This is a genomic window from Halomonas sp. GFAJ-1 (genome assembly GCA_002966495.1).
Classification (GTDB): domain Bacteria; phylum Pseudomonadota; class Gammaproteobacteria; order Pseudomonadales; family Halomonadaceae; genus Vreelandella.
The window spans coordinates 1,835,679-1,854,099 of the sequence record CP016490.1; the positions used below are offsets into that span (position 1 = coordinate 1,835,679).

Annotated in this window: 15 protein-coding genes, 2 tRNA genes and 1 pseudogene; 15 read left to right on the forward strand and 3 right to left on the reverse strand. The window is 51.7% G+C overall.

The window, feature by feature from the left end:
* Window positions 1-906 precede the first annotated feature (906 nt).
* The 6 genes and pseudogenes from BB497_08395 (at window position 907) to BB497_08420 (ending at window position 4,584) form a co-directional block, all read left to right on the forward strand.
* A complete protein-coding gene (locus BB497_08395) occupies window positions 907-1,185 on the forward strand; it encodes a transposase (protein ID AVI62724.1) in 279 nt (92 codons plus the stop codon).
* Window positions 1,186-1,241: 56 nt separating this feature from the next.
* Window positions 1,242-2,060, forward strand: a complete 819-nt coding sequence (locus tag BB497_08400) for a transposase (GenBank protein AVI62725.1) — start codon at window positions 1,242-1,244, stop codon at window positions 2,058-2,060.
* 92 nt (window positions 2,061-2,152) lie between these two features.
* Window positions 2,153-2,749, forward strand: a complete 597-nt coding sequence (locus tag BB497_08405; protein AVI62726.1) for a hypothetical protein — start codon at window positions 2,153-2,155, stop codon at window positions 2,747-2,749.
* 352 nt (window positions 2,750-3,101) lie between these two features.
* A pseudogene (locus BB497_08410) lies at window positions 3,102-3,221 on the forward strand (cytotoxic translational repressor of toxin-antitoxin stability system).
* Window positions 3,222-3,265: 44 nt separating this feature from the next.
* Window positions 3,266-3,628 carry a transcriptional regulator gene (locus BB497_08415; protein ID AVI62727.1) on the forward strand — a complete coding sequence of 121 codons (363 nt, stop codon included), beginning with the start codon at window positions 3,266-3,268 and terminating at the stop codon, window positions 3,626-3,628.
* Window positions 3,629-4,002: 374 nt separating this feature from the next.
* Complete coding sequence (locus BB497_08420; protein ID AVI62728.1) at window positions 4,003-4,584, forward strand: hypothetical protein; 582 nt, start codon at window positions 4,003-4,005, stop codon at window positions 4,582-4,584.
* Window positions 4,585-4,604: 20 nt separating this feature from the next.
* Here BB497_08420 and BB497_08425 read toward each other — a convergent pair whose 3' ends face one another.
* Complete coding sequence (locus BB497_08425) at window positions 4,605-5,129, reverse strand: transcriptional regulator (GenBank protein ID AVI62729.1); 525 nt, start codon at window positions 5,127-5,129, stop codon at window positions 4,605-4,607.
* A 298-nt stretch (window positions 5,130-5,427) separates the two neighbouring features.
* On the opposite strand from BB497_08425, the gene BB497_08430 reads away from it, so the two are divergent.
* The 3 genes from BB497_08430 to BB497_08440 all read left to right on the forward strand — a co-directional run bounded on the left by BB497_08430 (window position 5,428) and on the right by BB497_08440 (window position 7,210).
* A complete protein-coding gene (locus BB497_08430; GenBank protein AVI62730.1) occupies window positions 5,428-6,906 on the forward strand; it encodes a glutamate--tRNA ligase in 1,479 nt (492 codons plus the stop codon).
* A gap of 116 nt (window positions 6,907-7,022) precedes the next feature.
* Window positions 7,023-7,098, forward strand: a tRNA-Ala gene (locus BB497_08435).
* A gap of 36 nt (window positions 7,099-7,134) precedes the next feature.
* Window positions 7,135-7,210: transfer RNA gene (locus BB497_08440), tRNA-Glu, on the forward strand.
* Window positions 7,211-7,578: 368 nt separating this feature from the next.
* Here the strand turns inward: BB497_08440 and BB497_08445 are convergent.
* Both BB497_08445 and BB497_08450 read right to left on the reverse strand, forming a co-directional pair.
* Window positions 7,579-8,460 carry an oxidoreductase gene (locus tag BB497_08445; protein AVI62731.1) on the reverse strand — a complete coding sequence of 294 codons (882 nt, stop codon included), beginning with the start codon at window positions 8,458-8,460 and terminating at the stop codon, window positions 7,579-7,581.
* 122 nt (window positions 8,461-8,582) lie between these two features.
* The gene (locus BB497_08450; GenBank protein AVI62732.1) at window positions 8,583-9,869 is read right to left on the reverse strand and encodes a citrate (Si)-synthase; all 1,287 of its coding nucleotides are present in this window, start codon (window positions 9,867-9,869) and stop codon (window positions 8,583-8,585) included.
* A 477-nt stretch (window positions 9,870-10,346) separates the two neighbouring features.
* On the opposite strand from BB497_08450, the gene BB497_08455 reads away from it, so the two are divergent.
* The 6 genes from BB497_08455 to BB497_08480 all read left to right on the forward strand — a co-directional run bounded on the left by BB497_08455 (window position 10,347) and on the right by BB497_08480 (window position 18,376).
* Window positions 10,347-10,736, forward strand: a complete 390-nt coding sequence (locus tag BB497_08455) for a succinate dehydrogenase, cytochrome b556 subunit (GenBank protein ID AVI62733.1) — start codon at window positions 10,347-10,349, stop codon at window positions 10,734-10,736.
* A complete protein-coding gene (locus tag BB497_08460) occupies window positions 10,730-11,077 on the forward strand; it encodes a succinate dehydrogenase, hydrophobic membrane anchor protein (protein ID AVI62734.1) in 348 nt (115 codons plus the stop codon). The genes BB497_08455 and BB497_08460 overlap by 7 nt, the downstream gene beginning before the upstream one ends.
* Before the next feature lie 3 nt (window positions 11,078-11,080).
* Window positions 11,081-12,853 (forward strand): succinate dehydrogenase flavoprotein subunit, encoded by a 1,773-nt coding sequence (locus BB497_08465; GenBank protein AVI62735.1) that lies wholly within the window; start codon window positions 11,081-11,083, stop codon window positions 12,851-12,853.
* A gap of 27 nt (window positions 12,854-12,880) precedes the next feature.
* On the forward strand, window positions 12,881-13,591 hold the full coding sequence (locus BB497_08470) for a succinate dehydrogenase iron-sulfur subunit (protein AVI62736.1): 711 nt from the start codon (window positions 12,881-12,883) through the stop codon (window positions 13,589-13,591).
* Window positions 13,592-13,931: 340 nt separating this feature from the next.
* Entirely contained in the window at window positions 13,932-16,766 is a 2,835-nt protein-coding gene (locus BB497_08475; GenBank protein AVI62737.1) for a 2-oxoglutarate dehydrogenase E1 component, read from the forward strand.
* Window positions 16,767-16,804: 38 nt separating this feature from the next.
* Window positions 16,805-18,376: a dihydrolipoamide succinyltransferase gene (locus BB497_08480; protein AVI62738.1), complete on the forward strand. Its 1,572-nt coding sequence runs from the start codon at window positions 16,805-16,807 to the stop codon at window positions 18,374-18,376.
* The last annotated feature ends 45 nt before the right edge of the window (window positions 18,377-18,421 follow it).

Here is an 18,421-nt window from a genome sequence, read left to right on the forward strand (position 1 = left end):
GGCGCGGCAACGCCTAATGCCATGTGAGGGGGCTAGAGTCTATGACTCTGGCCCTTTTTCGCTTTAAGGGCTAATTAGCCCTTGAAACGCATACTATATATAGGCCACATCAAAATCAATTCAAGCATATATGGTATTTTTTATCCACAGGTTATTGACAGCCCACGCCCAAGCCATCGGCCAAAAACCATAAAAGCCACTTACTTGAATTTCCACCGCCTGTGGGTTGTAAGTTTTTGTTTTTATTTAAATAGGAGTGGTCTTGCCCACCTCTTTTCAACAACCTCAGCCTTTATTAAATGTGGTAAACACACAATGCCCTGGATGTGGGGTGAGAAAAGAGTGGTGGTTGCTACAGCTCTGCTAAGAAGGCTGAGGTATTCAACCAAAATTTAGCTACAAAAGTTTTTCGTTTCAAAACTCTATAGCGTTAACGTCTAAAAGAATGCCAGTTTAAAGCCAGCCATTTGACAGGCTTTTGGTTATTAGTTGCCTAGAATACCCACCATCGTTTCCTCAAGCGCCACCGCTATCTCTATTCCATATAACGCTTTGGTATTTGCCACGTCGATATGCTCACTTATCCTCCGCTCGGCTTTAAGGCAGTCCTGCAAATGCTGCTTCACCGCCTGAGCGATGAGTCACAGCTCGATCTTCTTTTGATATCGCCAATAGTGATCAATAGACATTTTCCTAATTTTAATTTGCTTTAGGTGTTTGAGTTTTTCAATCCCTTTTCATATTTGCCACCAGTGCCTCAGTATTTTCTTCCGTATCGTGCCGTTGCACCCACAGCGATGCTGATCACTTCTCCAGTAGCCAGCGCCCAAAATAAATTGACTAATGAATCGCCCCAGGTTTCGTAGACACCTCCAGGCCTTATACTAAAGGTATCTAGGAGGAACCATGAGCTATCCCCGCTACACTGAAGAATTCAAAATCGAAGCCGTCAAGCAGGTGGTAGAGCGCGGCCATCGCGTGGCCGAGGTCGCTGAGCGGCTAGGCGTGTCAGGTCACAGCCTGTACATCTGGATCAAGCGCTACGATAAGCCGGTAGAACAACGGCAAGAAGATGATGATCTCCAAGCTGAAAACCGTCGTTTGAAGGCCGAGCTCAAACGCGTATCAGAAGAGCGAGACATATTAAAAAAGGCCACCGCGTACTTCGCCAGGGAGTCCGACTGAGGTACGCGTTTATTCAAAATTATGCGAGCCAATATTCGGTACGTCGCTTGTGTCAGATGATGGCAGTGCACCCCAGCGGTTACTACGCATGGTGTAAAAAAGCGCTCTCTAATCGAGCGCGAGAAGATGAGCGCTTGCTGGGATTGATCAAGCACTCCTGGCTTGAAAGCGGCGGTGTATATGGCTATCGCAAGGTCTACCAGGACTTGCGTGAAGCTGGCGAAGCTTGCGGGAAGCACCGTGTGGCGCGTCTTATGAGTAGGGAAGGTTTACGTTCTCAGACAGGCTATCGACGACGCCCTGGCGGCTATGGCGGTGGAAAACCGGCTGTTGTATCCCCTAACCATTTAGACCGTCAGTTTGAAGTAACAGCGCCAAATGTTACTTGGGTGACGGACATCACGTACATCCGCACTTATGAAGGCTGGCTTTACTTAGCGGTAGTTATCGACCTGTTTTCTCGTCAAGTGGTTGGCTGGTCGATGAAGTCTCGCATGACTACGGAGTTGGTACTGGATGCTTTGTTATCAGCAGTCTGGCGACGCAAGCCACAAGGAACGGTGATGGTGCATTCGGATCAAGGAAGCCAGTTTAGCAGTGGAGACTGGCAAAGCTTTCTGAAAGCGAATCACTTGGTAGGCAGCATGAGCCGACGTGGTAACTGTCATGACAACGCCGTTGCTGAAAGCTTCTTTCAACTTCTAAAGCGAGAGCGAATCAAGCGACAGATTTATTCAACACGCGAAGCAGCTAGATGTGACGTGTTCAATTATATTGAAATGTTTTACAACCCAAAGCGCCGACACGGCACAAGTGATAACTTGTCACCGGTTGAGTATGAAAGGCGTTACTTTAAGAGCCTAACGGGTGTCTAGAATATCCGGGGCGATTCATAATAATAATTCGATAGTTAGGTTTGCCGTGCTTCATGAAAATTAAACTAAACACATAGACATAAGGGAACCGAATGAAATTGTTAAAAACACTAGGGGTATTAGCTGGATTAGCGCTGTTGCACGGCTGTGCGGCCGTACCTGAGTCTCATATGCTGGCTTATGAACCGCAACCAGGCGTTACTCCTGTTGAGGGAGCTTCACAGGTTGTGGTCAATGTTGTGGTTCAGGATGTGCGAGAAGACCAACGTCGTATTAGCAATAAGCGCCATAACTTTGGTTTTGGGATGGCTTCCATCTATAGCGAAGAGCCCGTAGAGGAGGCCGTGCATGCTGCTATTGAGCAGGAACTACTGACCAGGGGTTTTGTTGTGGAGAGTGATGCGCCCTTAACCATTAAAGGTGAAATCTTAGAGCTATACTCTAATTTGAACTTCGGCTTGTTTTCAGGCAAGGCGGTGGCCGATTCAACGATGCAAGTTGAGGTAGTGTCAGAGGTTGATGAAGTACTTTTCAGTAAAGAGATTTCAGTCAACCCTGAGCATACAGGGTTGCAGTACCAGTCGGCGTCTAATCTTGCCAGGCCTATCGAAATGGCCATAGAAGAAACGTTGGATGAGTTGTTTAATGATCCCCTGTTTATAGAGGCGTTGCTTAGTGCGCAACGATAAAGACGTATCAGCCCGCCAACCGGCGGGCTTTTTTGTGTCAGCTTTTAATACCTTTACAGCATTTTTATTTGAAAGGGTCTGCTCGCAGCGAGTTTCCACATTCTCCTCATCAATAATGTTGGCCGTCACCGCTAACCTCAGGCTAAGTGCCACGCCATTTTGAGTCGACTGGGCTGACTCCGGCTAACCTGCGGCGGCGTTTAGTAAAGGCGAAGCGGCGATGAGTGTGAGTGGGGGGAGTTACACTATGACTGCAGGTAGATGGTTATGGGTTGTTTTTAGCTGTTAGCTAAAAGTTTGTTCGCCCTTAGCTATAGTTGCCGTGGTGAAAGCGATTACTCACCGTAAAAGCGCGTTGAAGGGTAGCGAGTATATTCGCCTGCGGGTAGGTGACTGGAGGGTGACCATCGATGAGCGCGGCGATGTGCTGGATATCATCAACATCGGTGCTCGTGGCGGTGTTTGCCAATAAAGCGCCAATAACGCACCGATAACAGTTAATGAACAGGAGGCCACATGAGCGTCCCTCAAATTATTCAAACGCCTACCGGAGAGCGGTTGGTGGTATTGCCTGAGCAGGAGTACTACGCCTTGCTTGCGCGATTAGAAGATCAGGATGATATCGACGCAGCCAATGCGCTAGTGGCGCGCGGTGAAGAGTCGTTTCCGGAAGTGGTCGTGGATGCGCTACTGGAAGGCGTGTCCCCCGTGAAGGTGTACCGCGAATATCGTGGCCTTCGTGCTGGAGAGCTGGCGGAAAAAGCAGGCATTAGCCAGGGCTACCTTTCTGAAATAGAGTCAGGCAAAAAGAGTGGCTCATTGAGTGTGCTGAAACGCATTGCGGCTGCTTTAGATGTGGAATTGAGTGACTTAACCTAGCGGTTATTCTTTCTCGACGATAGATTAACAGTGCCCCATCTTTCATGGTGGGGCATTTTAGTGAGTATAAGGTAGGTAGCGCTCATGTGGGTTCGATGTCACCCCCCTTTTAACGGCGATAAAGCCTTTCTGCATTAATGGCGCTTCAATCGCTTTCTCACTCTCACTCTCACTCTCACTCTCACTCTCACTCTCACGCCGTACCGGTGCCTAAACGCCGTCATTGGAGGTAGTCTCGGGAATAGGACTGCCAGCCACCACAGAAATAACCCTTTCGTTAGAACCCCTGCAGCACTTTGCGTGTTTTGCGGTCTAAATCGCTGTGGTAAATGTTAGGCGGTGGTAAGCTTGGGTTTCGCTGTTGAGGAGTCTCTATGCATAAAACACTAGGTGGCATCAGTATCGTGCTAGTGAGTGCCTTGCTACTGGCAGGTTGCGGTGGCCAGGAAGAGGAGCAGACAGAGGTGCAGCCTGAGGCGGTGAGCGAAGAGGCCGCACCGCAGCAGCCTGAAGAGGTGGTTGAGGCCGTCGAGCCTTTAGAGGTGGCTATTTCCACTAAAGCTTCGCTGCGCACCGATCGCCGCTTGATGGTCGAGGGCGAGACAAATCTGCCGGACGGCGCTCAGGTTCAGGTAACCATTGAGCGTGAGATAAGTCGTGTACGTTGGCAGTCTCGCACAAGTGTTATGGATGGGCAGTTCGGTGCTGGGCCTTTTGGTTCTGGGAGCGGTTTGCCCGATGGCGGCTACATTGTTCGAGTTCAGCTTTCAGAAGCCAGCGTGCAGCCTAGGGAAGTTCAAGCGCGCATTGGCGCCCAAGGAGAGCACCTGACGGGAGAGCTTGTGAGCCAGTCCCGCCATGGCTTGGGGCAGGTGGCCACCTACTCACGCCGCTTCTTGGTGGGGAGTGAACCAAGACGCACGCGTGACCAGGTGATCATTGTTGAAGAAAATTAAGGATCTAGGGATAAGATGCTTTAGGCAGGGCACCAATGGGCTAACAGTACAGCGTGAATGGCCGTATCACTGGGCGCTTTTGAAAAGTGCTCAATGATAAAGCGTTCATCACGCTGAATAAGGTAATGTCCTGCTTTATGAAACACGTGTGTTGGGCCTAGCAGCAGTAAGTCACCGGCTGCAACCGGCGAAAAATCCGTATTGCTAGCGGGGGTTGCCATGACACACGGTGCTTTCCAGTCAATTTTCAACGGCAGGTGGCTGGGTACCGTAATCGTGGTTGCTTGCACTTGTTCCCAGGGGAGGGGGCCAGTGTGAGTCAACGTTAAAAGTTGCGGCGCGCTATCACCTTCCAAAAGGGTAGCCAAAGAGCAATCAAGAGCATCGGCAAGCGCCACTAAGCGCTCATGGCCAATCTGCTTGATCGCACCAGACTCCCAATAGGAAATAGTGACATCTGATACGCCAACTTTACGTGCAAGGGCAGCTTTGTTGAGCTTGGCCCTAAGCCGCAGTTGCTTGATACGTGAGCCTAGCGATTCCATTTCATCTTCCTATCGATGAGCTTAAAAAGCTCGTTGGATGTACTTCCACCGCTTACGGTGGCGCTCTGGACATGCTAAAAATGGTCTACTAAATAGTGTGTCTCATTTTCAAACATGAACACGAATCATAGGTACAGCGCCATACTAAGCGATTGTGCTTTAACGCGCATCTTGCAATCTATTACTCTTAAGCATTCGATCTGACGCTTTTAAGGGAAACTCGTTCCCTGAAGGATACTGTTGGTTAGCTAAAGGGTGCGTATAATGTCGCCACGCTTAATTGCAAAAGGATAATTTGATGACCGTACGTACGCGTATCGCACCTTCTCCTACGGGCGACCCCCATGTAGGCACTGCTTACATCGCGCTGTTTAATCTCTGTTTTGCGCGCCAACACGGCGGGCAGTTCATTTTGCGTATTGAAGATACGGATCGGGTGCGTTCTACGCCTGAGTCGGAGCAGATGATTTTGGATTCTCTGCGCTGGCTGGGCCTTGAGTGGGATGAAGGCCCGGATGTTGGCGGCCCCCACGGCCCGTACCGTCAAAGCGAGCGTGGGGATATTTACGCCCAGTATTCGCAGCAATTGCTAGATGCCGGTCATGCATTTAAATGTTATCGCACCAGTGAAGAGCTTGATGAACTGCGAGAGGCCCGTAAAGCGGCTGGGATGCAGTTGGCGCTAAAGCCCGTTGATCTAGCGCTAGATGCAGACGAGCAGGCGCGCCGCGAGCAAGAGAATTGGCCCTATGTGGTGCGCATGAACGTACCTAGCACTGGCGTGTGTGTTGTAAAGGATATGCTTCGCGGGGCTATTGAGGTTGAGTGGGCGCAAGTGGATGCGCAAATTCTACTTAAATCAGACGGTATGCCTACTTACCACCTTGCTAACGTGGTGGATGACCATTTGATGGGCATTACCCATGTGTTACGTGGGGAAGAGTGGATTAACTCAGCGCCGAAGCACCAGCTTTTATATGAGTACTTTGGCTGGGAAATGCCTGAGCTTTGCCATATGCCGCTGTTGCGTAACCCGGATAAATCCAAACTTTCCAAGCGTAAGAACCCAACGTCGATTAACTACTACCGACGCATGGGGTTCCTTCCCCAAGCGGTAACCAACTACCTGGGGCGCATGGGCTGGTCGATGCCGGATGAGCGGGAGAAGTTCAGCCTATCCGATATGATGGCGGAGTTTGATATTCAGCGAGTATCGCTGGGTGGGCCGGTGTTCGATTTGGAAAAGTTGACTTGGTTAAACGGCGTCTACATTCGTGAAGACCTGGACGACGATGCGCTGCTCCAAGCACTGCGCGAATGGGCGTTTAATGATGCCTATGTGAAGCAAATTCTACCCCAGGTACGCCCGCGAGTTGAAACGCTCTCGCAGGTGGTGCCGCTGGCAGGTCACTTCTTCTCAGGATTGCCCGCCTTAACAGAAGATGACTTTGACAGCGTTAAACTCGATAAAGAAACGCTGGTGAAGTTGCTGCAGTTCTTGGTATGGCGTTTTGAAACGGTGCCTGGCTGGGATAAAGAGGCATTGTTAGCTGAAGTGAAAGCGTTAGCAGAGCATTTTGAGCTAAAAATGAAGGCTTTCTTAGCGCCGGTCTTTATTGCCATTACGGGCAGCTCGTCAAGTACCTCTGTGATGGATGCTATGGCGATTTTGGGGTCGGATGTCACCCGTGCACGGCTTCGAAATGCGCTTGAAGTATTAGGTGGCGTATCCAAGAAGCAAGCTAAACGCTTCGAAAAGGAGTATCGCGAGCTGTAAGCCTGTTGGGAAGCGCCAAACTCCGCTGGTTGGGCGAGTTTGGCGCTTTCTGGTGAGCAATAGGGTTGACGAAGATCAGCTTAATCAGTATTATACGCTCCGTCTTAACGACATGTGGGGCCTTAGCTCAGCTGGGAGAGCGCAACACTGGCAGTGTTGAGGTCAGCGGTTCGATCCCGCTAGGCTCCACCAATAACGAGCATCGCGCGTCATTTCAAGGTTAGATACGTCCCATTCGTCTAGTGGTCTAGGACACCGCCCTTTCACGGCGGTAACAGGGGTTCGAACCCCCTATGGGACGCCACCTCCTACATTTCTTGCTCTGTTAATCTGCCAACGGGTCCTTACCTGTTAGTTGGCATTTTTTCTTGCCTGTCATTTGTGTTTCTACCCTATATCAGCCTCTTTTTGAGTGATTTTGTGCTTGACTTGTCCACTTTTGCGATTCTAGCGAAGGGGTTGTGCACAACCCCTTGTTGTTAGCCTAAAAAATCAGCGATTTAAATTAAAATCTATAAAATCAATGGCTTACGTTAGGTTAAAAAATGACCAATTTAAGGCTGGGTCACTGTTCATGGCGATTGTGGGACGTTTTCTAGTGGTTGTGAACAGGGTTATCCACAGATAGTGTGGAAAACCCTTTTCAAGACCGAGCCGCTAAAAAGTCAAGCGTTATTCTGGTTTTCGTAGCCGCTTTAAAAGTGACGACGTGTCCCACCGGCCGCCCTCCATGCGCTGCACATCCGCATAGAATTGATCGACCAGGGCGGTGACGGGAAGGGTGGCATCCAGGCGACGCGCTTGCTCTAGGCAAATGCCTAAATCCTTGCGCATCCAGTTCACTGCGAAGCCATGGTTATACTCATCGGCAATCATGGTTTTGTGGCGATTATCCATTTGCCAGGAACCCGCGGCACCTTTTGAGATAACGTCGATGACCTGTTGCTGATCAAGACCTGCCTGTTCAGCAAAATGCAGGCCTTCGGAAAGACCTTGTACTAAACCGGCAATGCAGATCTGGTTAACCATTTTGGTGAGCTGGCCACTGCTAGCAGGCCCCATCAATGTGACGGCCTTGGCATAGTGGTTGAGAACAGGCGCTACGGCATCAAAATGGTGCTGTTCACCGCCGCACATAACCGTCAGCGCGCCATTTTCAGCGCCTTGCTGGCCGCCTGAGACAGGCGCGTCTAGAAAGGCGACGCCTTTCTCGCGGCAAGCATTATCTAGCTCTAACGCCAAATCCGCAGAAGCGGTAGTGTGGTCAACTAGAATGCTGCCGCTGGCCATAGTGCTTAATACGCCGTCAACGCCGGTGGTGACTTGTCTTACGTCGTCGTCGTTACCCACGCATACCAGCACCAGGTCTGCGCCTTCAGCGGCTTCTTTAGGTGTAGCATGGGCAGTCCCGCCGTGTTCCTTGGCCCACGCTTCAGCTTTGCTATAAGTGCGGTTATACGCGCGAGTGGTTAAGCCCTGTTTCGCGAGGTGGCCTGCCATGGGGTAGCCCATAACGCCTAAGCCAATAAAGGCGACGGTTTTGATGGTCTTCATAGAGCACCTTTCTTGTGGATGTCGGTTTTGTCGATATCAATAAGTGGGTGGCGAAATATACGCAAAAGGCCACCCGAAGGTGGCCTTTCATCATCCTATAAATCCGCCTGACGGCTACAGATTTATTTTTTAGGATAGTCACGCTGGTCATGGCCAATATAGAGCTGGCGCGGGCGACCAATTTTGTAGCTTTCGCTGAGCATTTCGTGCCAATGAGAAATCCAGCCAATCGTCCGGGATACCGCAAAAATAACGGTGAACATATTGGTAGGAATGCCCATTGCCTTGAGGATGATGCCCGAATAGAAATCAACGTTCGGGTAAAGCTTGCGCTCAATGAAGTATTCATCTTCCAGGGCGATCTGCTCAAGCCGCTTGGCAATTTTAAGCTGCGGATCGTCAGCCATGCCTAGCTCTTCGAGTACTTCGTCGCAGGTCTCTTTCATTACCTTGGCACGCGGGTCGAAGTTGCGATAAACGCGGTGACCAAAGCCCATCAGCTTGAACGGGTCATCTTTATCTTTCGCTTTATCGACAAAGCGCTGAATGTTCTCTTCAGAGTCGTCGCCGATCTCATCTAGCATATTCAGTACAGCTTCGTTTGCTCCGCCGTGGGCTGGGCCCCACAGTGCGGCGATACCAGCGCTGATACAGGCAAACGGGTTAGCGCCGGTAGAGCCTGCTAAGCGAACGGTAGAAGTAGAGGCGTTTTGCTCGTGGTCCGCATGCAGCATAAAGATGCGGTCCATGGCTTTCGCGTATACCGGGTTGATTTTGTACTCTTCGCACGGGTTGCTGAACATCATGTAGAGGAAGTTCTCTGCATAGCTCAGGTCGTTGCGCGGATAGTTAAAGGGCTGACCAACATTATATTTGTGCGACATTGCAGCCAGAGTAGGCATTTTCGCAATGAGGCGAACGGCGCTAATGACGCGATCTTCTTCTTGGGTAATGTCCATATGGTCGTGGTAGAAAGCAGCTAAGCCACCCACCACGCCACACAAGATCGACATAGGGTGCGCGTCGCGGCGGAATCCCTTGAAGAAGTTGTTGATCTGGTCGTGGACCATGGTGTGATTGCGAATGCGCGATTCGAAATCAGCGTACTGCTCGTCGTCGGGTAGCTCACCGAAAAGTAGGGTGTAGCAAACTTCGACAAAGTTAGATTCTTTAGCCAGCTGGTCAATGGGGTAGCCGCGGTGAAGCAGTACGCCCTTGCCGCCATCAATATAGGTGATTGCGGACTGGCAGGAAGAAGTGGCCATGAAGCCGGGGTCGTAGGTAAACAGGCCTTCAGCACCTAAGCCGCGTACGTCGATGACGTCGGGGCCAAGTGTGCCGGAATACATGGGTAGATCGATCGGTTTTTCTAAACCGTCTACCGTCAATGTCGCTTTCCTGTCAGCCATGCTGGCCTCCTTTCGAATTCGGTTTGGGACGTAAAGTCGTTGTTTCGCTTACCGCGCCGGCGAAAAGGCCTGCCCACTATAGAAGCGTGCAACATTTTGTCAATTAGCCTATTCGCCAGTCATTGGTTGTACAAATGTTGTTGTTATGAATAATTTCTGTATATGATGTTTAGGCAGTTTATACTATAGAAGTGCCAGTGAGTTGACGATAAGTTAGGAGACTTATCAAACCGTCAAACTCCTGTCACTATAGCTATGCTGCAACGCAAAATCGACTCGGTTTGGTGGTAATCATCTTGCACCATGGTCGAGTCTAGCCTGAGTTCAGTTTGTCAGCGGGGGCTAAGGTTCTTATAATCCACGGCGCGCGACCGGCAGGCAGGTGGTCGTGCTCGACTTGGCGACGGCCGAGCCCCTTCCAGCAATCACTGCCCGCTCGGGCCATGCCCGAACAGTCGCAGAGCGGGCCAAGAGAGTGTGTACAACGCCGTGAATAGCAAACGACCCGTAAACTTAGATTTAAATACGATACATTTCCCACTTCCGGCGCTAACGTCGATTACACACCGTATCACGGGTGTCATCCTGTTCGTTGGCCTGATTTTCGCTTTTTGGGCGCTGGGTAAATCCCTATCATCTCCGGCTGGCTTCGATGCCGTCAGCAGTGCGCTGGCCAACAATTTTTTTGCCAAGTTCATCGCTTGGGGGTTGTTGTCCGCTTTAGCATTCCATTTTGTCGCAGGTATCAAACACCTGTTAATGGATGCTGATATTGGCGTAACCCTTGAAGGTGGTGTGAAAAAAGCACAGATCACTGTCGTGGTTAGTGCCGTTCTGATCATTTTGGCAGGAGTCTGGGTATGGTAACTAACATCACTAGCTTTGGCCGCAGCGGGCTTTCTGATTGGCTAATGCAGCGGGTTTCTGCGGTTATCCTGGCCCTTTATACGGTCTTTATAGTCGCTTATTTGTTGTTCAATCCGAACCTGGATTACTACGCCTGGAGCGGACTGTTCAGCCAAACGTGGATGCGTATCTTCTCGCTGCTGGCGTTTATCTCCATTGCAGCACACGCCTGGATCGGTTTGTGGACTGTCACCACCGATTATCTCAAGTCCACTCGCCTGCGCGTAGGTGTCCAGACGCTGATTATTCTGGCCATCTTCGTATACCTGGTGTGGGGCATTCAAATTCTGTGGGGAGCTTGATACATGTCTAACCTTCGTAGCCTGACGTTTGACGCCATCATTGTGGGTGGCGGTGGCTCTGGCCTGCGTGCTGCTTTAGAGCTGGCTAAGTCCGGTAAAAAGACAGCGGTTCTGTCCAAAGTGTTCCCGACGCGCTCTCACACCGTTTCTGCCCAGGGCGGTATTACCTGCGCGATTGCATCAGCTGACCCAAATGATGATTGGCGCTGGCACATGTACGACACCGTTAAAGGCGGCGACTACATCGCTGACCAGGACGCGGCTGAGTACATGTGTTCTGAAGGCCCAAAAGCGGTATTTGAGCTTGAGCACATGGGGCTGCCGTTCTCTCGCTTCGATAACGGCCGTATTTATCAACGCCCGTTTGGTGGTCAGTCAAAGAACTTTGGTGAAGGCGGCCAGGCGGCACGTACTTGTGCGGCAGCTGACCGTACCGGTCACGCGCTACTGCACACGCTTTACCAGAACAACCTTAAGAACAACACTACGTTCTTGAACGAGTGGTACGCGGTTGATCTGGTGAAAAATGCTAACGGTGATGTGGTGGGTTGTATCGCCATGTGCATCGAGACTGGCGAAGTTGTCCACGTTAAATCGAAAGCCACCGTACTGGCGACCGGCGGTGCAGGTCGTATTTATGCCTCTACTACTAACGCTCTGATCAATACAGGCGACGGTATCGGCATGGCGCTACGCGCTGGCTTCCCGATGCAGGATATGGAAATGTGGCAGTTCCACCCGACCGGCATTTACGGTGCGGGCACCTTGGTAACGGAAGGTTGCCGTGGTGAAGGTGGTTACTTAGTCAATAAAGATGGCGAGCGCTTCATGGAGCGTTACGCGCCGAATGCCAAAGATTTGGCAGGCCGTGACGTTGTAGCCCGCTCCATGGTGATGGAGATTTTGGAAGGCCGCGGCTGTGGCGATAAAGGCGATCACGTCTTCTTGAAGCTTGATCACTTGGGCGAAGACGTCCTAGGTAAGCGTTTGCCGGGTATCGTTGAGCTATCTAAAACCTTTGCTCACGTTGACCCTGCTAAAGATCCAATCCCGGTCGTGCCTACTTGCCACTACATGATGGGCGGCATTCCAACCAACGTTCATGGCCAGGCGATTACCCAAGACGAGAATGGCAAAGATCATATCGTTAACGGTCTGTTTGCGTGTGGTGAAGCGGCGTGTGTGTCGGTTCACGGTGCTAACCGTCTGGGCGGTAACTCCCTGCTTGATCTGGTCGTGTTCGGTCGTGCAGCGGGTATGTTTATCGAAGGCGCTCTGAACGAAGGTATTGAGTATCTGGATGCCTCTGAGTCTGACATCGAATCAGCCATGAAACGCATCACGCGCTGGAACGAATCAGAAGGCGGTGAAAGCATCCCCGAGCTCAAAGCTGAGCTACAAGACATCATGCAGAACTCTTTCGGTGTATTCCGTGAAGAGAAAAACATGCAAGACGGTGTCAAAAAGCTGGATGAGCTGCGCGCCCGTATTGCCAACGCGCACCTTCCAGACAAGTCCAATGCCTTTAACACCGCGCGTGTTGAAGCACTGGAGCTTGATAACTTGATGGAAGTGGCGGAAGCAACGGCGATTGCTGCCCTAGAGCGTAAAGAGAGCCGTGGTGCTCACTCGCGCTACGACTATCCTGACCGTGATGATGTCAACTGGCTGAAGCACTCGCTCTACTTCCCAGCAACGAAAGTGCTGAAGCAGCGCGACGTCAACTTTAAGCCGAAAACCGTTGATACCTTCGAGCCTAAGGTTCGTACCTACTAATCTCCGCATTGACGAGAGGGAGTCACCATGTCCAATCTTCAGGTATCCGTATACCGTTACAATCCGGAAACCGACTCCGCGCCTTACATGCAGGAGTTTCAGGTTGATACTAAGGGCCGCGATCTGATGGTGCTAGATGTTCTGCACCTGATGAAAGAGCAGGATAGCGGACTGGCGTTTCGTCGCAGCTGCCGTGAAGGCGTATGTGGTTCCGATGGCATGAATATGAACGGCAAAAACGGCTTGGCATGTATCACGCCGCTGTCAGACGTTGTGAAAAACAACAAGCTGACCCTGCGTCCGCTGCCTGGCCTGCCGGTTATTCGCGATATGGTTGTCGATATGGGGCTGTTCTATAAGCAGTACGAGCGCATTCAGCCGTACCTGCAGAACGATACCCCGGCACCGGCCATTGAGCGTCTGCAATCACCGGAAGAGCGCGATAAGCTAGACGGTCTGTACGAGTGTATTCTGTGTGCTTGCTGTTCGACGTCTTGCCCATCATTCTGGTGGAACCCGGAACGCTTTGTCGGCCCGGCGGGTTTGTTGCAGTCTTACCGCTTCCTGGCCGATACACGGGATACGGCAACACGCGAGCGCTTGACCAGTCTGGAAGACCCGTTCTCCGTTTTCCGCTGCCGCGGTATCATGAATTGCGTTGCGGTTTGTCCAAAAGGGCTGAATCCGACCCGCGCAATTGGTAAGATTCGCGAAATGTTGCTGGCAGACGCTACGTAAATGCCTAAAGTATGAGAAAAAAGCGAGTGCCACTTAAGTTCAGCTACAAAGCTACTTAAATCGTGGCGCTTCGCTTGTTATCATAGGGGCTATCATGTTGTGCGGCGACGCGTCGCACCCCATGATGAGTCAAGCTTAAAAGCCGGTGCTGGAAGTGCCGGCTTTTGAGCATGAACTGATAATAAAATAGCGCGTCATGAAAAACGTACGATGAACAGGGCTTCCGGCCTCCGGTCGGCGCCGCCGGCAAATGTCCCGCCCCGCCGGCAGGGCAATAGCGATGTCGTTGCGCTAGTGCAGCGATGCCGATACCACCCCATCAGTGCAGGGTGACCGAGAGATGCAACAAGGCATAATGGATTTAATGTGGCGTTCTTCTCACGTTAGTGGCGGCAATGTCCACTACGTGGAAGCGCTTTATGAGCAGTACCTCGCCGATCCCGATTCTGTCCCTGACGAGTGGCGCAGCTATTTTGACCAGCTGCCGCGTTCTGAGGGCAGTGCCTCCCACGATGTTCCACTAAGTCCGATTCGTGATCAGTTCTACCAGCTAGGCCGGGAAAGCCGTCCTGGGCAGGTGGTCGCCACTGTTGATAGTGGTGAAAACAAAAAGCAGGTGAAAGTCCTGCAGCTGATTAACGCCTATCGCTTCCGTGGTCATCAGAAGGCTAATATCGACCCGCTAGGGCTGCGTAATCCCACCCCCATTCCCGACCTCGACTTGTCGTTCCATCAGCTCTCAAAAGCTGATCTAGACACCGAGTTCCAGACCGGTTCGTTTTTCTTAGGTATCGATAAAGCGCCGCTGCGTGTAATCGTCGATGCGCTGGAGCAGACGTATTGCCGCTCCATCGGCTGCGAGATCATGCACATCGTTGATACCGAAGAGAAACGCTGGCTGCAGCGGCGTTTTGAGTCGGTTCGCAGTGCCCCCAAATTTAGCGATGACGTGCGCAAGCATATACTTGAGCGCTTAACCGCTGCTGAAGGTTTGGAAAATTACCTGGCGTCTAAATACCCAGGCACCAAACGTTTTGGTTTGGAAGGCGGCGAATCATTTGTTCCGATGATGGACGAACTCATCCAGCGTGCCGGTGGTTATGGCACTAAAGAAGTCGTTATCGGTATGGCTCACCGCGGTCGCCTCAACCTGTTGGTCAATATTCTGGGTAAAAACCCAACTGACTTGATCGACGAGTTCGATGGCAAAAAAGTGATTGAGCGTGGTTCTGGCGACGTTAAATACCACCAGGGCTTTAGTTCTAACGTCATGTCCCCTGGTGGTGAAGTCCACTTGGCCATGTCTTTCAACCCGTCGCACCTGGAAATTGTGGCGCCGGTAGTTGAAGGCTCGGTGCGTGCACGTCAAGACCGCCGCAATGACGAAGAGGGCAGCAAAGTACTGCCAATCAACGTTCATGGTGATGCTGCCTTTGCTGGACAGGGCGTGGTTATGGAGACATTCCAGATGTCTCAAACCCGCGCTTACAAAACCGGCGGCACGGTTCATATCGTGATTAACAACCAGGTGGGTTTCACAACATCGAACCCGCTGGATTCACGTTCTACTGAATACTGTACCGATATCGCCAAAATGGTTCAGGCGCCGATTTTCCACGTTAACGGCGATGACCCCGATGCTGTCATTCACGCGACCCAAGTGGCGCTGGATTACCGCCAGCAGTTCAAGAAAGACGTGGTGATCGACCTGGTGTGCTATCGCCGTCGCGGCCATAATGAAGCCGACGAGCCGTCAGGCACCCAGCCGATGATGTACGCCAAAATCAAAGACCACGCCTCCTCGCGTACTTTGTATGCCAAGCGGTTGGTCGAGCAGGGCGTTATTTCTGAAGAAGACGCTAAAGCGATGGTCGAAACCTATCGCGATGACTTAGTGGCAGGTAATCACGTTGCCAATGCGCTGGTTCAAGAGCCTAACACCACGCTATTCGTGGATTGGGCACCGTACCTGGGGCATGAGTGGAGCGGCGACGCAGACACTACCTTTGATATGAAGCGTCTGCAGCAGCTCGCGGCAAAAATGTGCGAGATTCCTGACGGGGTCGATGTACAGCGCCAAGTGGCTAAGATTTACGAAGATCGCCGTAAGATGCAGGCGGGTGGCATGGGGCTTAACTGGGGCTTCGCTGAAACCCTTGCTTACGCCACGTTGCTTGATCAAGGCCACCCGATTCGTATCACGGGTCAGGACGTTGGTCGCGGTACCTTCTCGCATCGTCATGCGGTGGTACATAACCAGAAAGATGGTTCTACCTACGTACCGCTGCAAAACATGGCCGACAGTCAGCCGCGTTTTACTATCCACGACTCCTTCCTTTCCGAAGAAGCCGTGCTAGCGTTTGAATACGGTTACGCTACTACCGCACCGAATCATCTAGTCATTTGGGAAGCCCAGTTTGGTGACTTCTTCAACGGTGCCCAGGTAGTGGTCGACCAGTTCATCTCCTCGGGTGAAACCAAGTGGGGTCGCCTGTGTGGTTTAACCATGCTGCTGCCGCATGGCTACGAAGGCCAAGGGCCAGAGCACTCCTCTGCGCGTCTGGAGCGCTTCTTGCAACTGTGTGCTGAGCACAATATGCAGGTATGTGTGCCTACCACACCGGCGCAGATTTACCACCTGCTGCGTCGCCAGGTAATTCGCCCACTGCGTAAACCGCTGATCGTAATGTCGCCTAAGTCGCTCTTACGCCATAAAGACGCTGTGTCCAGCCTTGAAGACCTTGCCCATGGCAAGTTCAACATGGTATTGCCGGATCAGGCAGAGCTTGCGGCTGAGCAGGTCACTCGCGTGATCATGTGCGCCGGTAAGGTGTACTACGATTTAGCTAACTGGCGTGCTGAAAACGAGCGTAACGATACGGCGATTATTCGTCTTGAGCAGCTCTATCCCTTCCCGAAAGAAGAGCTTCTGGATGTGCTCCAGGCGTATGCCAATGTGGAAGACATTGTGTGGTGTCAGGAAGAGCCGTTGAACCAAGGCGCCTGGTACTCCAGTCAGCACCACATGCGTGCCGTAGCCGATATACTTAAAGATGGCTTTGGACGTGAGTTGAAATTTGCAGGACGTCCTGCCTCGGCTGCTCCGGCAGCAGGCTATATGTCCGTCCACACTGAACAGCAGCGCCAGCTGGTGGAAGACGCTTTTAACCTATAAGCGCCCATCAGATTTAGAGAACATATAAGGGAAACGACATGGCTATTGATATCAAAGCGCCAACCTTTCCGGAATCCGTTGCCGAGGGCACTGTTGCTGCGTGGCATAAAAAGCCGGGTGACAGCGTCGAACGTGACGAACTGATTGTTGAAATCGAAACCGATAAAGTGGTGCTCGAAGTCGTCGCACCGGAAGCGGGTACCTTGACCGACGTAATGGCTGAAGAGGGCGAAACCGTCGAGTCTGAGCAGGTATTGGGCAAAATTGGCGAAGCCAGTGCATCAAGCAGCAAAGAAGACAAATCTTCTGGCGACAGTGCGAAAACGTCAGAAGAGAAGTCCGAAGAAAAAACCGCTGAAAAGAAAGCCAACGGTGGCAACGGCGGTGGTAAAAAGCATGATGTAAAAGCACCGAGCTTCCCTGAATCTATTCAGGAAGGCACCGTGGCGACTTGGCACAAGAAGGTAGGCGAAGCGGTTAAGCGCGATGAAGTGCTAGCCGATATCGAAACCGATAAAGTTGTGCTTGAAGTGGTTGCCCCCGCTGATGGCGCCTTGGCTGAAATTAAAGCCGAAGAGGGCAGCCAAGTTGAATCTGAAGCGGTTCTGGCTATCTTTGCTGAAGGCGCAGGAGGAGAGGCAAGCACTGCTGCCGATAAGACTCCTGAGGCATCAGCGGATGATGGTGCGGGTGATGAGAAAGTGGGTGATAAAATTCTCGCCCCGGCGGCACGTAAAATGGTTGCCGAGCATGATTTAGACGTTGCCAAGATCGAAGGTACCGGCAAAGGTGGCCGTATCTTGAAAGAAGACGTGCAAAAAGCAGTTAACGATGGCACTGCTAAGAAGGCGGCGAAGTCTGCTGCGCCGGCAAAAGCCGCTACGGCCACAGCCTCGGTAACGGAAGGCGAGCGTGTCGAAAAACGCGTGCCCATGAGCCGTTTGCGTCAAACCATTGCCAAGCGCTTGGTTCAGGCCCAGCAAACCGCTGCCATGCTGACCACGTATAATGAAGTGGACATGACCGAAATCATGGCCTTGCGTGCTCAGTACAAAGATACGTTCTTAAAAGCTCACGATATTAAGCTGGGCTTCATGGGCTTCTTTGTTAAAGCCGCTTCTGAAGCGCTCAAGCGCTTCCCGGATGTCAACGCCTCTATCGACGGTACCGACATTGTATACCACGGCTATCAAGATATCGGCGTTGCTGTATCTACTGATCGCGGTTTGGTGGTTCCGGTACTACGTGATACTGACAGCATGAAAATTGCCGATGTCGAGCGGACCATCATGGACTTCGGTAAGCGTGGTCGTGACGGCAAGCTGGGCATGGACGACATGATCGGCGGCACCTTTACTATCACTAACGGTGGTACCTTCGGCTCGCTGATGTCGACGCCGATCATCAACCCGCCACAAACCGCAATTCTGGGCATGCATAAGATTCAGGATCGCCCGATGGCGGTAAACGGTAAGGTCGAGATTCGCCCAATGATGTACCTGGCGCTCTCGTACGACCACCGTATGATTGATGGTAAAGACGCAGTGCGTTTCCTGGTAACTATCAAAGAGTTACTTGAAGATCCTGCACGCCTGTTGCTGGACGTTTAACAAAGCGCGTCAATGTGCTCTGTTTTTAACTAACGTTCTTATGCA

What these genes read in the sequence shown, in the direction of transcription:
- BB497_08395 (AVI62724.1), top strand. Translation starts at nt 907, where the DNA reads ATGAGCTATCCCCGCTACACTGAAGAATTCAAAATCGAAGCCGTCAAG.
- BB497_08400 (AVI62725.1), top strand. Translation starts at nt 1,242, where the DNA reads ATGATGGCAGTGCACCCCAGCGGTTACTACGCATGGTGTAAAAAAGCG.
- BB497_08405 (AVI62726.1), top strand. Translation starts at nt 2,153, where the DNA reads ATGAAATTGTTAAAAACACTAGGGGTATTAGCTGGATTAGCGCTGTTG.
- BB497_08415 (AVI62727.1), top strand. Translation starts at nt 3,266, where the DNA reads ATGAGCGTCCCTCAAATTATTCAAACGCCTACCGGAGAGCGGTTGGTG.
- BB497_08420 (AVI62728.1), top strand. Translation starts at nt 4,003, where the DNA reads ATGCATAAAACACTAGGTGGCATCAGTATCGTGCTAGTGAGTGCCTTG.
- BB497_08425 (AVI62729.1), bottom strand. Translation starts at nt 5,129, where the DNA reads ATGGAATCGCTAGGCTCACGTATCAAGCAACTGCGGCTTAGGGCCAAG.
- BB497_08430 (AVI62730.1), top strand. Translation starts at nt 5,428, where the DNA reads ATGACCGTACGTACGCGTATCGCACCTTCTCCTACGGGCGACCCCCAT.
- BB497_08445 (AVI62731.1), bottom strand. Translation starts at nt 8,460, where the DNA reads ATGAAGACCATCAAAACCGTCGCCTTTATTGGCTTAGGCGTTATGGGC.
- BB497_08450 (AVI62732.1), bottom strand. Translation starts at nt 9,869, where the DNA reads ATGGCTGACAGGAAAGCGACATTGACGGTAGACGGTTTAGAAAAACCG.
- BB497_08460 (AVI62734.1), top strand. Translation starts at nt 10,730, where the DNA reads ATGGTAACTAACATCACTAGCTTTGGCCGCAGCGGGCTTTCTGATTGG.
- BB497_08465 (AVI62735.1), top strand. Translation starts at nt 11,081, where the DNA reads ATGTCTAACCTTCGTAGCCTGACGTTTGACGCCATCATTGTGGGTGGC.
- BB497_08470 (AVI62736.1), top strand. Translation starts at nt 12,881, where the DNA reads ATGTCCAATCTTCAGGTATCCGTATACCGTTACAATCCGGAAACCGAC.
- BB497_08475 (AVI62737.1), top strand. Translation starts at nt 13,932, where the DNA reads ATGCAACAAGGCATAATGGATTTAATGTGGCGTTCTTCTCACGTTAGT.
- BB497_08480 (AVI62738.1), top strand. Translation starts at nt 16,805, where the DNA reads ATGGCTATTGATATCAAAGCGCCAACCTTTCCGGAATCCGTTGCCGAG.